A 14,280-nucleotide genomic window follows, 5' to 3' on the forward strand; every position below is an offset into this window, starting at 1 on the left:
AAGAAGGAACAAGGAAGAAGGCTTGACTTATCCCTTTACCAATAGAAATAAACTCTTACTCCCCCCCTTAGCAAGGGGGGGTTGGGGGGGGTAATTACATGGCACGTTCAGTCAATTTTGTCAAGACTTGATTCGATCGCTCGACAAAATCCTTCATCCCTTCAGCATCGAAACCCTTCTGGGCCATCAAAGCCAAGTCGTAAACGTGGTGACAAATCATACTCGCCAACTGGGCCGACGGAGACTCGCCGCCACCTTGAATAATCGCACCCTGACTCAAACTCGCCAGATTTTGAATCAGCGGGTGAGACGTATTCACCAGCAAAACGTGATCTTCGGGGAATTCGGCCGCTTGCTGCTGCAACAGCGCAGTCATGTCGCGCATCCGGCGCAAAGCTTCCGGCAAAAGTACGATCGCAGGTGGCGTCGCCTCCGCAGAGTCAGACTTCAAAGCTTCTGTGCGAATGTTCACTTTCGGCTTATTGAGAGCTTTTTGGAACATTTCCTTAACTTGTTCGCTGCGAGTTTTATTCGTCGCCGGATCGACAATTTCCGCTTCTTTCTCTTTGTCAATTAGCGTTTCATCGATGTCGGAATCAACCCGCGAGAATTTGACATCTGAGTGTTCTCGTTCCAAGAAGCTGATAAAGTGCGTGTCGATGAAAGAATCCATAAACAGCACTTCTAAACCTTGGCTTTTGTGCATAGCAACGTAAGTTGCTTGAGACGCCGGATCTGTACAATAAAACACACGATTTTCGTGGCGTTTTTGATTGCGTTCCAAATACTCTTTTAAAGTCGTGTAAGGCTGGGTGGAACTAGAATTTTCCGACTTCGGAGTGACATCTTGCCACAAATCTCCTTCCTCTGTTTGCACCTGAACTTCTGGCGTTACAGTTTCTGGATTCTCGGCTGTTGGTTCGTAGGTGCTGCGGTAGATTAAAATATCTTCGACTTGCTTTTTGAACTTGTCATCGTTGAGAGTTCCAAACTTGACAAAAGTGCCGATATCTTGCCAGCAACGGATGTATTCGTTGCGGTCGTCGCGGTAGAGTTCTTTCAGGCGATCGCCCACTTTTTTCGCAATATAATCAGCGATTCTCCGCACAGTGCGATTGCTTTGCAAAGAACTGCGAGAAACGTTCAGGGGAATGTCGGTACTGTCAATAACTCCCCGCAGCGGCATCAAGAATTTCGGGATAATTTCTTCGCAGTGGTCGCTGACAAAAACCTGGTTGCAGAATAGCTTAATATTGCCTTGGGTAACATCGACATCCGGCCGCAATTTGGGAAAGAAAAGAATCCCGTTGACAATAAAAGGATAATCTGTATTCAGGTGTACCCACAGCAGAGGCTCGTCTTGGTACGGGTAAAGGTAACGGTACAGTTCTAAGTAATCTTCTTTTTGCAAATTGCTGGCTGATTCCCGCCAAATTGCTTTGTGCTTGTTGAGTTCCTCTCCCTCAAATTTGATGGGAACGGGCATGAAATCGCAGTAAGTTTTGATTAACTGCCTAATCCGACTGGGTTCTAGATATTCTTGTTCTTCATCTTGGAGGGTAAGAGTAATAGTAGTACCGCGTTCCGTGCGGGAAGATTCTGATAGTTCAAAAGCGGGAGAACCGTCGCAAGACCAGTGTACGGCTTGGGCTCCTTCCTGGTAAGAAAGAGTATCAATGTCTACTTTCTTCGCCACCATGAAAGAAGAGTAGAAACCGAGACCGAAGTGACCGATAATTGCGTCCTCGCCGCTGCCTTGGTATTTTTCAATAAATTCTTCTGCGCTGGAGAAAGCGACTTGGTTGATGTATTTTTTTACCTCGTCGGCGGTCATGCCGATGCCGTTATCGGAAATTGAGAGGGTTTTGTTTTCTTTGTCGATCGCTATGTTGATTTGCGGTTCGCCCACCTCGCCGCTGTATTCGCCGGAACGAGAAACCATTTTGAGTTTGGCAATGGCATCGACGGCGTTAGAAATTAGTTCCCGCAAGAAGACTTCGTGGTCAGTGTATAACGACTTCTTGATAATCGGGAAAATATTTTCGGTATGGATTGAGATTGTTCCCTGTTCTAAAACTGTCATAATTTTTCTCTGTGATGACTGCTAATTGCTTAGAAATAGCTATTTAATGATTTTCGGCGATCGTGCTACGTTTTGCCGAAGGGATTACCACAAAAAGATGATTCGGTTTTCCCCACATCTTGCACAATTCTCAATAAGCCTTTGACGGGCGGGCTTTCCGGCCTACCCCACAAGATAATTTACTCTTTGTGGAACAGGCCGAAAAGCCTGTTCTCGATCGTGGTGCAAGATGTCAGTTGCCCTCACATAGTAGCTCACAAAGGCAACTGCAGGAGAAAGGTGCTGCCGGAACCCAATTCGCTGCGGGCGCTGAGGCTGCCGCGGTGTGCGCGGGCGATGGTTTGGGCGATCGCCAATCCCAGTCCCGAACCGCCTGTATGGCGCGATCGATCGCTGTTAACTCGGTAAAATCGATCGAATATTCGCTCTAAATCTGCCGCCGCTATCCCAATACCGGTATCTTGAACCTGAACGATCGCCTCGATGTGATTGCAATCTAAAATAACTGTTACTTTCCCGCCCGCCGGAGTGTATTGAATGGCATTAACAATTAAATTAGCAACTAGGCGATAAAGTTGGTCGGAATTGCCGACAACATTTAACTGCTGCTGTACGCGCATTTCGGATGTTAGCGCTACCTTTGAGGCGATCGCCAAAGCGGCCAATTCCTCTATTAAATCGCTAACAAGGTCATTCAAACAACACAATTGAGGGCGATCGCGTATCACTTGATTATCCATGCGAGCCAGCAGCAGCAAATCAGCCACTAACTGAGTCAGTCGTCGGTTTTGGCGATCGATCGTCCGCAAAATTTCCTGCGCCTCTTTTTCATCCAATTGAGGCGTCAACAGCGCCGATTCTACAGTCGCCTGCGAAGCCGCTAAAGGCGTCCGCAATTCGTGAGCAGCATCCGCTGTAAACTGTTGGATTTGTCGGTAGGAAGCATAAATCGGTTTCATGGCTAATCCTGCCAGCCACCAACTAGCAAAGCCTATCAAAATCAATGCTGTAGGCAATCCTAATTTCAAAACCCATTTCACTGTACTGAGATAATCGTTGAAGTCTTCCAAGCTCCGCCCAACTTGAAAATATCCCCAATCTTCCTGATTATTGGTGTGCAGCAATACAGAAATTTGGTGATAAATATTGCCTTGGCTGTCAGTGATTGTTTGCCAATGTTGTGAGTTAAATGTCGGTGGCAATTCTTCGGGATAAGCGCCTGCTGTAGCAATCAAATTTCCTGAATTATCAAATAAACGGATATAGTAAAAGCTTTGGTTTATAGCGCTTAAAATATGGCGATCGGGCAACTGTTCTTTATCTTTAATGCCGTTAACTCCAATTACGCGGAGGTTGGGCAAAAGATCATTGACTATTGGTTCTAGGCGTCCGGGCTGCTGCAATTTTGTTTCTAGGCTGTCGTGTAGCGTCCCCGCTACCGATTCTAATTCGCGGTCTATGGCTACCCAGTGAGCGTGGGCGATCGCCTCGTATACGCCCAATCCCAGCAAGCTTAAAATCAAACCCATTACTGCTGCATAGGAAAGGGCTAATTGCCAGCGAGTTCGGTTAAATAGTTTATTTTGATTCATTTTTCATAACTTAAGCTGTCAGTCAAACAGTCCGCCAGGGAATGAATTCCCTGGCTAATAGTTAAAGTCCTCTAAAGAGGACTAAAGAACTCATTAGTCCTCTTTAGAGGACTTTAGCTTTGAGGCCGGGAATTCATTCCCTGCCGGAGTATCGGTTTTACTTTAATTTCTCATGCGGTATCCGACGCCGTGAACGGTTTCTATTAAATTAGCGCCGCCAACAGACTCAAGTTTGCGCCGCAGCAAGCGCACTTGAGCTGCTACCACATTGCTAAAGGTATCTGCACTCGCTTCCCATAGCTGATTCCGAATTTGGTCGGTGGTGACAATTTGGTTCGGATGTTTCATAAAATATTCTAGCAGTTGAAATTCTTTGTTTGTCAGTGAAATTATCTGATTTTTGCCGTGGGTATCGACATGACAAGCAGTGCGATTTCCGCAGTCGAGAACGAGATTCCCTACCTGTCTATGTTGTGGTTGAATTTGGGGCGATCGCCTTTGCAAAGCCCGCAATCTTGCTAACAGTTCCGCCATCCCGAACGGCTTGACTAAATAATCGTCAGCTCCGGCATCTAGTCCCGCAACTTTATCTTCCATTCGGTCTTTTGCTGTCAGCATCAATACGGGCAGGGCGCTATGTTTAGCACGCAATCTCCGCAGCAGTTCCAATCCTGACAATCCTGGTAGCAACCAGTCAAAAATAGCGAGGGTGTATTGCGTCCACTGGCTGTCTAAATATTCCCAAGCTTCACTGCCATCGAGGGCCCAATCAACTATATATTTTTCCTGCTTTAAGGTTCGCTCGATCGCTTTCCCTAAATCTGGCTCATCTTCAACTAGCAAAACTCTCATAACTCTAATTTATAGCGGTAAATCTTTATACATTGTTAGCGATCGGCAGCATCTACCCCAACATCTAACATCACATACTGAGATGAAATCAGCATGAAATTTTCTAATTTCGCAGAAAAAAAGGACTGTTGACAATTATTGACAACAAGCGGGAAATGTCTTATACTCAAACCCAATCAAATTTTTGAGAATATTTTTCAATAACTATGACAGATTTATCCGATCGTCCCCCCATGAAAAAGCCGGGGCGCTGGAGTCGCCGCCAACTGCTACAGCTAGGAATAGCTGGGGCTGGGGTAGCGGGGGGCGCGATCGCACTTCAACACTTGACTCGCAAACCGACATCAGTCGCGAGAATACCGCCCATGCCTGCAGATGCAGTCACCATCAGCAATATCAACCCCATGCAAATTGCGCGGGATTTTGATTACGGCACGGTGACGCGCGAAAACGGGCGCACGGTTCGGGAATTTCGCCTAGAAGCTAATACTTCGATCGTCCAACTCAACAGCGCCGTCACCTTCAACACCTGGAACGTGAACAATCGCGTGCCGGGGCCGACATTGAGGGCAACAGAGGGCGATCGTATCCGCGTCATTTTTTATAACAAAGCCGCAGATTCTCATTCGCTGCACTTTCACGGCGTTCATACCAGCGAAATGGATGGCGTTAAACCAGTGAAACACGGTTCGGTATTTATTTATGAATTCGATGCCAATCCCTACGGAGTGCATCTTTATCACTGCCATATTGAACCCGTAACTCGTCATATAGGTAAAGGACTCTATGGAATGTTCATCATAGATCCGCCAAAACCCCGTCCTCCCGCAGATGAAATCATGTTAATCATGGGAGGATACGATGTAAACGACGACAAAAAAAACGAACTATACGCTTTTAACGGGTTGCCCAATTATTACATGAACAACCCGATCCCTATTTACAGAAATCAGCTAATCCGGCTTTACGTTCTCAACATAATTGAGTACGAAGCGGCAGTGACTTTTCACCTGCACGCCAACTTTTTTGACGTATATCGCACGGGAATGACTTTAACTCCCAGTGAAAGAACCGATGTAATCACAATGGGAGTAGCTGAAAGACATATTTTAGAATTTACCTACGGCTACGCTGGAAAATTTATGTTTCATCCCCATCAAGATGATATCGCCGAAGCAGGCTGCATGGGGGTATTTGAAGTCATCACTTAAACCAAATCCTGCTACCACGGTGCGGCGATTCAAATAAAGAAAGTATGAAATTATTTGACAAGCTCGATCGCAAATAGGTAGAATGAATAGCTCGCAAATAATTGAGAATCTTTCTTAATAACTTGTGAGGCCAAATGCACATAACGTAAAAATTAGCAACAGCCATGTTATCAACATTTCGTTTATTACTCACATCTTGCACCATTCTTAAGAACAGGCAAGGTGCCTGTTCCACAAACAATGACTTTTCTTGTGGGGTGCGCGTCCCCAAGAACAGGCAAGATGCCTGTTCCACAAACAATGACTTTTCTTGTGGGGTGGGCGTCTCGCCCGCCCGTAGCAGGGTTGCTGCAAATGTTGCAAGATATCGTTTATTACCTACAGCAACCGCTACAGCCATCCTCGTTGCTCTGACCGGTTGCGCTTCCACCCCCACAGCCAGCAACACCGACAGCACCGCCTCACCCGCTGCTACAGCCAGTCCCGCCTCCACAAGCGGTCACAGCGGGAATCACGGCGGCAAAGGCGGCATCAACATCAATACTGCCATTCCTTCAGAGTTAGATAAACTCGAAGCCAAGTTAGGAGTACCGGCACTTTCTAACAAAATTCAAGCCAGCCGTCCTTACGGGAAAGTCGAAGAATTGGTATCAAAAAATGTCATTACTCAACCCCAATTCGACGAAATCAAAGACATGGTGACTATTGAAGATGTCGTCCTCACCGGTGAAGCCAAAGATGTAGACTTCATGACTAACATGGGATTGATGAAAGGGCATCTTATGGTAGCAAAAGAACTCTTGGAGCAAGGCAAACCAGACCAGGCAGAACCTCACATCGGGCATCCAGTCGAAGAAATTTATGCCAATGTCGAAAATCAGCTAAACGAGCGTAAAATTCCCGAATTTAAGACTACTCTAACTAAATTGCAGGATTTAGTTAAAGCGGGTGCAAAAGATCCGGCTCAAGTGAATGCACAATTTGACACATCAATGCAAGCAGTTGACGGAGCAATTGCCACCCTCCCCGAAGCGCAGCGAAAAGATCCGAAATTCGTGCTGCAAGTGATTAACGGCTTGCTAGATACAGCTAATTCCGAATACGCAGCGGCAGTTGCTAACGGCAAAATTTCCGCAATTATTGAATACCAAGATTCGCGGGGTTTTGTCATGTACGCGGAAATGCTGTACAAAGATATTGCCGCTCAATTGGCTAAAACCAGCCCGGAAATTGACAAAGCAATTGTTGCCAACATGACGGAACTGAAGGCAAATTGGCCAACTGCGATCGCACCCCCCGCCCCAGTTAAAACAACCGAACAAGTCAACCAGCTAGTTAAAAAGATCGAAAGCGACAGCCAAAAAGTTCTCAAACCCGCATCTTAAAAACATTACTCCCATCAACAGCGGTAATTGGTAAATAATCTGCCAATTACCTCGCTCCTTAACCAGTCCCATTCCCACCATAAAAAAGGAATTTTGGCGAAGCATTGCCCACCTTTGTAATTACTCTCCGCGAAGGAGTCGAAGCCGCCTTAGTTGTCCGAATCGTTCTCGCTTGCCTCAAAAAATCAGGACAAAGTTATTTAAGTCCTTGGGTTTTCGGCGGCGTTGGCGTTGGACTTATTGCCAGTGCTTTGATAGGTGTAATGTTCGGCTGGACAATTCAAATTTTGTCCGCATCCAATCAGCCTTTTGCACCGATTATGGAATCGCTGCTAGAGGCAACCTTTGGAGTTTTAGCGATCGCAATGCTGAGCTGGATGCTGATTTGGATGACCAAGCAAGCGCGATTTATGAAAGCCGAAGTAGAAGGTGCTGTGAGTGCCGCCTTAACGCAAAACTCTCATGCTGGCTGGGGCGTATTTACTTTAGTTTTGATTGCCGTTTTACGCGAAGGATTTGAAACAGTTTTGTTTGTCGTTGCCAAGTTTCAACAAGGGATTATTCCGGCGATCTGCGCTTGGGCGGGCCTTATCTCAGCCACCGCACTGGGTGTCCTGCTGTTTAAATGGGGAATCAAAATTAATATCCGCCTGTTTTTCAAATATATGGGCGTTTTATTGCTCTTCATTGTAGCGGGTTTAGTGGTATCTACTTTGGGCTTATTTGACAGCGCGGTGAATATTTTATCGCAATCAAATCGCGAATCAGCATCACTGTGTTTCTATTACGAAAGATTTCCTAAAATCCACTCTTGGATTCTCGGGCCAATGGTCTGGAATACCTCAAAACTGCTTCCCGAAGAAAAGTTTCCCGGTTTGTTGTTGAGTGCGTTGTTTGGCTACACGGATAAGCTCTATGTCATGCAGGCGATCGCCTATTTGATGTTTTTAGGTACTGTCGGTGGCATCTACTTCCAAAGTCTGGCAGGTCGAGTGTTTTTTCCGTTTAAAAAAACTCAGGTAACGAAATAGGAAATTAAGTGCGATCGAAACGCGATCGGCTTTTTAGCGGAAATGCAAGAGGCAGTTGTTTGTTGCTAATAATTAATGCGCCCATAAGTTAGAGCGCATTAGGAAATCAGCCATCTATTGATTGAAGGTAAAACGCCCGTCAACTTTTTCTCCGTTAATATCCGCAGTCACTTTTACTGGATACTGACCGGGTTCATTGCCGGGAAACAACACAGCGTAATGTTTGCCCTCAGCATCATACTTGAGAGCTAGGGTTTGCTGCTTTCCACTCGGCAACTGCACTTGAGCCGTCACTTTCGCGTTAGCAACTGGTTCCTTTTTCTCTCCTTTTTGCAAAAAAACATCTAAATGAGTTCCGGTAGCTTCTTTGTAAGGTACAAACTCTAAATGGTAAGCTCCAGACTCCACAACTTGCCCCCCTTGAGTTGCTTTTCCAGGAGCAGTGGCGGGAGGCGAAGACGCAGGTTGAGAGGCGACAGGAGGGGATGCTGGAGTGGTATTTGGATCGCTTGCTTGGTTATCGTTACTGCAAGCTCCCAAAAACAGCAATCCAACACTACCTAGAACAATTAAATTTGACTTAAGCGATTTCATTTGTTTGACTCCTTGCTGACTGACAATAATTGGAAAATATCACACATTAACTACCTTTCCGTCTTCAATAACGGGCTGAGGTTTTTGAGGTCGTAAAAAATGCCCAAATTGAGCATACAAAGCTGGCAAAACTAACAGAGTTAGTGCTGTAGAAGTAAATAACCCTCCTAAAACTACTACTGACAGCGGTTGCAAAATTTCCTTTCCCGCCCCGCCTTCAAAGACTAAAGGTGCTAAACCCAAAGCTGAAGTTAAAGCAGTCATCAAGATGGCATTGAGCCGTTCCATCGAACCTTTAATAATTGCTTCCTTAAAAGGCAGTCCTTCAGCAAATTTAGTGTTGTAGTTGTCTACTAAAAGCAAGCCGTTACGGGTGGCAACGCCAAATAAAGTGACAAAGCCAACTAAAGAAGCTACAGAGATGATGCTGCCAGTCAAAGCTACCGCAATTACTCCTCCTACTAATCCGATCGGCAAATTAATCATAATCATAGCAGTTGAAGGAATTGACTTGACTGACAAGTACATCAATACAGTAATTACCAAAAAGGCGATCGCACTAAATATCATAATATTTTGCGAAGCTCTTTGTTCTGCTTCAAATTGACCGCCGTACTGGATAAAATAGCCAAAAGGCAACTGCACCTCTCGTTTGACTTTAGCTTGAATTTCATTCACAACCGATCGCAAATCCCTATTTTTAGCATTAGCCGCTGCCACAATCAAGCGAGAAACATTCTCGCGGTTAATCGTATTGGGCCCCGTACCGTATTTAACAGTCGCAACTTGGGCGAGGGGAATCTTGTTGCCGCTTGGAGTATCAACCAACAAATTCTGAATAGTTTCTAGGTTGTTTCGGGCTTCAGGCTGCAACCAAACAACTAAATCAAAAGTTTGCTGCACTTCCAAAACTTGAGAAACAACCTTGCCGTTTAAAGCTGTCTCAATTATTTCCGAAAGTTCTCCGATTTTTAAACCGTATCTACCCGCAGCTTGACGGTTAAACTTAATTTGAATTTGTTGCACTGGCACCTGGGGTTCGAGTTGCAAATCCACAATGCCTTCCACTGTTTTCATTTGCTCTTCAACTTTGGCACCGATGCTGCGAAGCTGATCCAAATCCGGGCCAAAGATTTTAACAGCAATCTGACTTCTGACACCAGATAAAACCTCATCCATCCGGTGAGAAATAAAACCGCCGATATTTGGTGCAACTCCCGGCAATTTACCAAACTCCTGCCGCAGCGATTCCAAAGTTTGCGGCCTGTTTTTCATGCCCTCCTCGCTCAAACCGATATCAATGTGAGCTAAATTGACTCCCGCAGCATCCGCATCTCCCGGAGCCCTGCCCGATCGCACTTGCACGTATTCAAACCTGGTATCATCCTTAAGTGCATCTTCAATAGCAAAAGCCGCGCTATCTGTTGTCTCCAAAGACACCCCCGGATAAAGCATAATAGTATTCACCAAAGTTTGCTCCTGAAACTCCGGCAAAAACACCCGTCCAAAGGAAGGCAAGATAATTAATGTAGCCACCATGCTAGCAGCAGCTAAAGCTAAAATAATCCCCGAATAGCGCATTGACAAATTTATCGAAAAATGATATATTTTCTTGCAAAATCTCGGCAGCCAAGGTTCCGCAGCACTCATGCGTTTGGTAGGCAACAAGATAGCACAAAGGGCCGGAGATATTAACAGCGATTCCAGACTAGAAATCACCACAACTACCAGATAAGTAATCCCCATAGGCGTAAAAATTCGACCTTCTACACCGGGCAAAGTAAAAATAGGAGAAAACACCACAATGCCAATAACAGTCGCTCCAATTAACGAATCGCGCACCTCCTCACTGCCATCAAAAATCACATCCATCACCGGGCGAGGATGAAGAGAAGACGTATTTTCTCTCAAGTTGCGGTAGGTATTTTCCGCGTAGACGATCGCATCGTCGATCGCAGTGCCGATCGCCACCGACAAACCCCCCAAAGTCATCGTATTCAGCCCCAGCCCCAGCCAATACATTGCCAGCAGCGCCAACAGCCAAGTCAGAAAGAAATCCAGCAAAACAACCGCGAGAGTGCGCCAATTCATCAAAAACGGGATGAGAATAAGGGTGACGATAATACTGCCTTCAATTAAAGCCGATCGCACATTCTCCACCGAGGAATTAATATATTCTTCCTGTCGAAAAGTCACAGTAACTTTAATATCTTTGGGCAGAGCTTCCTGCACCTGGGCCATTGCTGCCTCAACTGCTTTCGTTACCGTCGGAGTATCAGCAACTGGCTGTCTGTTTACCATCACAATCACAGCTTTTTTGCCGTTAAAACTGCCATCGCCCCGCTTGATTGCAGCACCAATCTTGACCTCAGCCACATCACTAATTCTGACGGGTGTTCCGTGGCGAGAGTCGATCGCCGATTGCTGCAAATCTTCCACAGACTCAATCCGCCCCACCCCCCGGATTAAAGTTTCTCGATCCGGCGTAATTAAATACCCCCCCGGCGCGTTAACATTCGCAGCCGCCGCCGCTTCAGCTACTTGCTGCAACGACACATTAAAAGCTTTCAACTTTGCAGGTTCTACTAATACTTGATACTGCCTTTCTTCGCCGCCGTATGCCACCACTTGAGCAACGCCTGTCACTGCCAAAAGGCGATTTGTGACTTGCCAATCAACCAGACGGCGCACTTCCATCAAAGGAGTAGTTTCTGACGTAAAAGCATAGGTAATAACAGTGCCGACAGGAGAAGTTGTGGGAGAAATTTGCGGTGTTTCTACCCCAGCCGGGAGTTTGCTTTCAGCTTGCTGCAACCGTTCTGTTATCAACTGGCGCGCTTGATAAATTTCAGTTCCCCAATCAAAGATTACCTTAACCGAAGAAAGGCCCACAGCAGAAGACGATCGCACTGCTGTTACCCCAGGAGTTCCGTTAATCGCACTTTCGATCGGTAGTGTTACCAAAGACTCGATTTCTTCCGGTGCGAGACCCGGTGCTTCCGTCTGAATTTCCACCTGCGGGGGTGCAAAAGGAGGGAAGACATCAAGGGACATTTGGGGGATGATATACAATGTCCAAAGACTAACAATAATGGTGGCGATAACGACTAGCCAGCGGCGATTAATTACCCATCTAAGAATTGTGCTGAACATTTAATAATTTGGGAATTGGGAATTGGGAATTGGGCATTGGGAATTGATAAAAACAGCTATCCGTCTATCCGTGACTTCCGTGTCATGCTGTTACTTTAAACTCTTGACCGAAAGCATCCAGGATAGAAGCCCCCGGATTCATTCCTTCGCAGACTCAGGACCCAGAAATAACAAACCTGTATCCGATGAAACTTGCCCCCCGAATCTATCTCGCGCAAGTCAATGCTTCAATCTAAAATCTAAAATCTAAAATCTAAAATCGATTGACTTCTGCCTCTTGAGTTTTAACGTGATGGTTGTCATTGTGTAACAGCAGTTCATTGTCCAACGCCGATGCAGAGGCGGAAAAACCATTATTTGCAGTATTGTTTCCAGAATCCGCTGCTATTGCTGGCAATTGGCGCCGATTTCCCCACAACACGCCGGCTGTGAAAGTCAGGGATGCGATCGCAATTCCTCCTCCTATTCCCGCCCACCATAAAGACACGGGTAAATTATTAAAATTAACCTCTGGTACCTTTGGAGATGTCTCTTTCTTTTCCTCGTCTTCTGAGTGTTTATTCCCGCCGCGCAAAGATTGTGCGTAAAGTTGAGGTGCTCGCTGCGTTACTATCAAATCTCCCTCGAATAAACCCCTCTTAACTTCAACTAAATCTCCCGCAGTTTGACCGAGTTCAATTTCAACCGCTTGATAAGCATTGCCATTTTGGACGTAAACGGTTTTTTTACCGCTAACATCCACTACCGCCGCACTCGGAATTGCTAAAATATTTGTGGCAGTTTTGTCTGTTAAAATCTCCAACTCAGCAAACAGTCCTGGCTTTAATTCACCGTTAATATTATCTAGTTCTGCTTTCACCGGCACCACCCGCGTTTCTCCTGACACGGATGACCCAATTAAGGCGATTTTTCCCTTGAAAGTGCGATCGGGTAAATTAGCGACTTTTACCCTCACTTCCTGACCCTGTTTTACTTTATTCAGGTCTTTTTCGTAAATATTGGCTGTGGCAAAAACGCGGCTGTCATTTAACAGACTCATCAACGGTTTTTCAGGGTTTACTGACTCTCCTGGGGTGATGAAGCGATCGGCTACAGTCCCCGAAATCGGAGCAACTACGGTAACGAGTCCTCGATCGTTGGCAACAGTTCCTAATTGTTGCAGCCGCGCTTGATAGGCTGCATCAGCCAAGCGAATGCGCGACTGAGCGACTTCTACGGCAGTTTTGCCGCGTTTGAGTTGGTTCTCGGCTTCTAGGACTTCCCGACGGCTCAGAGCTCTGGTAAGTTGAGCTTTTGCGTCTGCTACTCTGCCTTGAGATTCCCGCAATTCCCGCATTGGGAGGTCTACTTCGGCTTGTTTAATTTCGGTTTGGGCTTTGATAACTTCAGGACGGCTTTTTGCCTTAGCAACAGCGGCTTGTGCTTCGGCGAAGTGGGCTTGCGATTCCAGCATTGTGCGCCGCGCGATCGCCCCAGATGCCACTAATTCTTTGTCGCGATCGAACTGTTCTTTAGCCACCGTCAGTTCAGTTTCTGCCCGCGCTATTTCTGCTTGCGCTATTTCAACTTGACGCTGATAGTTTTCTTGAGCGGCTTGCACCACGGAACGATTATTTACTAATTCTTGTTCTCGCTGGTACTGCTTAGTTACCGCTGCCAATTGGGTTTGGGCTTGGGCGATTTCTGCTGCGGATATTTGATTTTGGCGATCGTAATTTTCTCGTGCTAGTTTGAGATCGCCTTCGGCTTGCTGCAAATCTGCCTCAGCTTCGGCACGTTTCGAGAGAGATTCAACCCGCAACTGTCCTAATTCTGAACTCGATAAAACCGCCACCGGTTGACCTTTTGATACTTTGTCCCCAGGCTTAACCAGCAACTCTACTACTTTGCCAGCAACAGGAGCCGTCACTTCTACTTTTTGGTTGGGTAAAGTTTCAATTTGTCCAGTGGTTTTAATGCCGATATCTAGTCGCTGGCGGGCGGCAGGGGAGACTTTAATACCTAATCGTTTTGCTGTTTCGGCATCGACAGAAATAGCAGCAGGAGTTTCAGTTGTTTCGCCGCTTTGGTGAAATTCATCTCCGTGGCCAGCGTGGGCAAAAACAGCGGCAGGAGAACTTAGCAAAATTAGGCTGAACAAACTTCCCGAAAAGCTGCTAATAATTGCCGGATATTGAGCATATTTGTGGAATATCATCGTTGGCATTGTCCTTGAAATCAGGTTGAGTGCCACAGGTTTAGCAGTAGGTATTTTGCCAAGGTAAGTAACTGATACCCATTAAGTAAAGTTACTTATTAGCATTTTCCAAGAAGCGACCGCTAAGCAATGACCAAGAGCTAGAAATGCTCTACTCAACCTAGTATTTCAGGGTCAAATGA

9 protein-coding genes are annotated in these 14,280 nt (G+C 46.1%); 3 read left to right on the top strand and 6 right to left on the bottom strand.

Annotated elements, in window-relative coordinates:
• Positions 1-94: 94 nt before the first annotated feature.
• The 3 genes from htpG to rppA all read right to left on the bottom strand — a co-directional run bounded on the left by htpG (position 95) and on the right by rppA (position 4,527).
• Positions 95-2,083 carry a molecular chaperone HtpG gene (htpG, locus tag QT973_RS06100; protein ID WP_333052888.1) on the bottom strand — a complete coding sequence of 663 codons (1,989 nt, stop codon included), beginning with the start codon at positions 2,081-2,083 and terminating at the stop codon, positions 95-97.
• Between the two features lie 254 nt (positions 2,084-2,337).
• Positions 2,338-3,675 carry a two-component system sensor histidine kinase RppB gene (rppB, locus tag QT973_RS06105; RefSeq protein WP_333208634.1) on the bottom strand — a complete coding sequence of 446 codons (1,338 nt, stop codon included), beginning with the start codon at positions 3,673-3,675 and terminating at the stop codon, positions 2,338-2,340.
• Positions 3,676-3,837: 162 nt separating this feature from the next.
• Positions 3,838-4,527: a two-component system response regulator RppA gene (rppA, locus tag QT973_RS06110; protein WP_333208633.1), complete on the bottom strand. Its 690-nt coding sequence runs from the start codon at positions 4,525-4,527 to the stop codon at positions 3,838-3,840.
• 206 nt (positions 4,528-4,733) lie between these two features.
• Between rppA and QT973_RS06115 the strand changes: the two genes are divergently transcribed.
• The 3 genes from QT973_RS06115 (at position 4,734) to QT973_RS06125 (ending at position 8,154) form a co-directional block, all read left to right on the top strand.
• Entirely contained in the window at positions 4,734-5,738 is a 1,005-nt protein-coding gene (locus QT973_RS06115) for a multicopper oxidase domain-containing protein (RefSeq protein WP_333052885.1), read from the top strand.
• A gap of 164 nt (positions 5,739-5,902) precedes the next feature.
• Entirely contained in the window at positions 5,903-7,123 is a 1,221-nt protein-coding gene (locus tag QT973_RS06120) for a helix-hairpin-helix domain-containing protein (RefSeq protein WP_333270160.1), read from the top strand.
• A gap of 104 nt (positions 7,124-7,227) precedes the next feature.
• Positions 7,228-8,154 carry an FTR1 family protein gene (locus QT973_RS06125; protein WP_333390902.1) on the top strand — a complete coding sequence of 309 codons (927 nt, stop codon included), beginning with the start codon at positions 7,228-7,230 and terminating at the stop codon, positions 8,152-8,154.
• Between the two features lie 114 nt (positions 8,155-8,268).
• Here the strand turns inward: QT973_RS06125 and QT973_RS06130 are convergent, their stop codons facing one another.
• The 3 genes from QT973_RS06130 to QT973_RS06140 all read right to left on the bottom strand — a co-directional run bounded on the left by QT973_RS06130 (position 8,269) and on the right by QT973_RS06140 (position 14,107).
• Positions 8,269-8,748 (bottom strand): hypothetical protein, encoded by a 480-nt coding sequence (locus tag QT973_RS06130; RefSeq protein WP_333239864.1) that lies wholly within the window; start codon positions 8,746-8,748, stop codon positions 8,269-8,271.
• A 39-nt stretch (positions 8,749-8,787) separates the two neighbouring features.
• Positions 8,788-11,901: an efflux RND transporter permease subunit gene (locus QT973_RS06135; protein ID WP_333390905.1), complete on the bottom strand. Its 3,114-nt coding sequence runs from the start codon at positions 11,899-11,901 to the stop codon at positions 8,788-8,790.
• Between the two features lie 253 nt (positions 11,902-12,154).
• Positions 12,155-14,107, bottom strand: coding sequence for an efflux RND transporter periplasmic adaptor subunit (locus QT973_RS06140; RefSeq protein ID WP_445305687.1), 1,953 nt, complete (start codon positions 14,105-14,107; stop codon positions 12,155-12,157).
• Between the last annotated feature and the right edge of the window lie 173 nt (positions 14,108-14,280).

It is taken from the genome of Microcoleus sp. Z1_A1, assembly GCF_036700305.1.
Taxonomy (GTDB): Bacteria; Cyanobacteriota; Cyanobacteriia; order Cyanobacteriales; family Microcoleaceae; genus Microcoleus.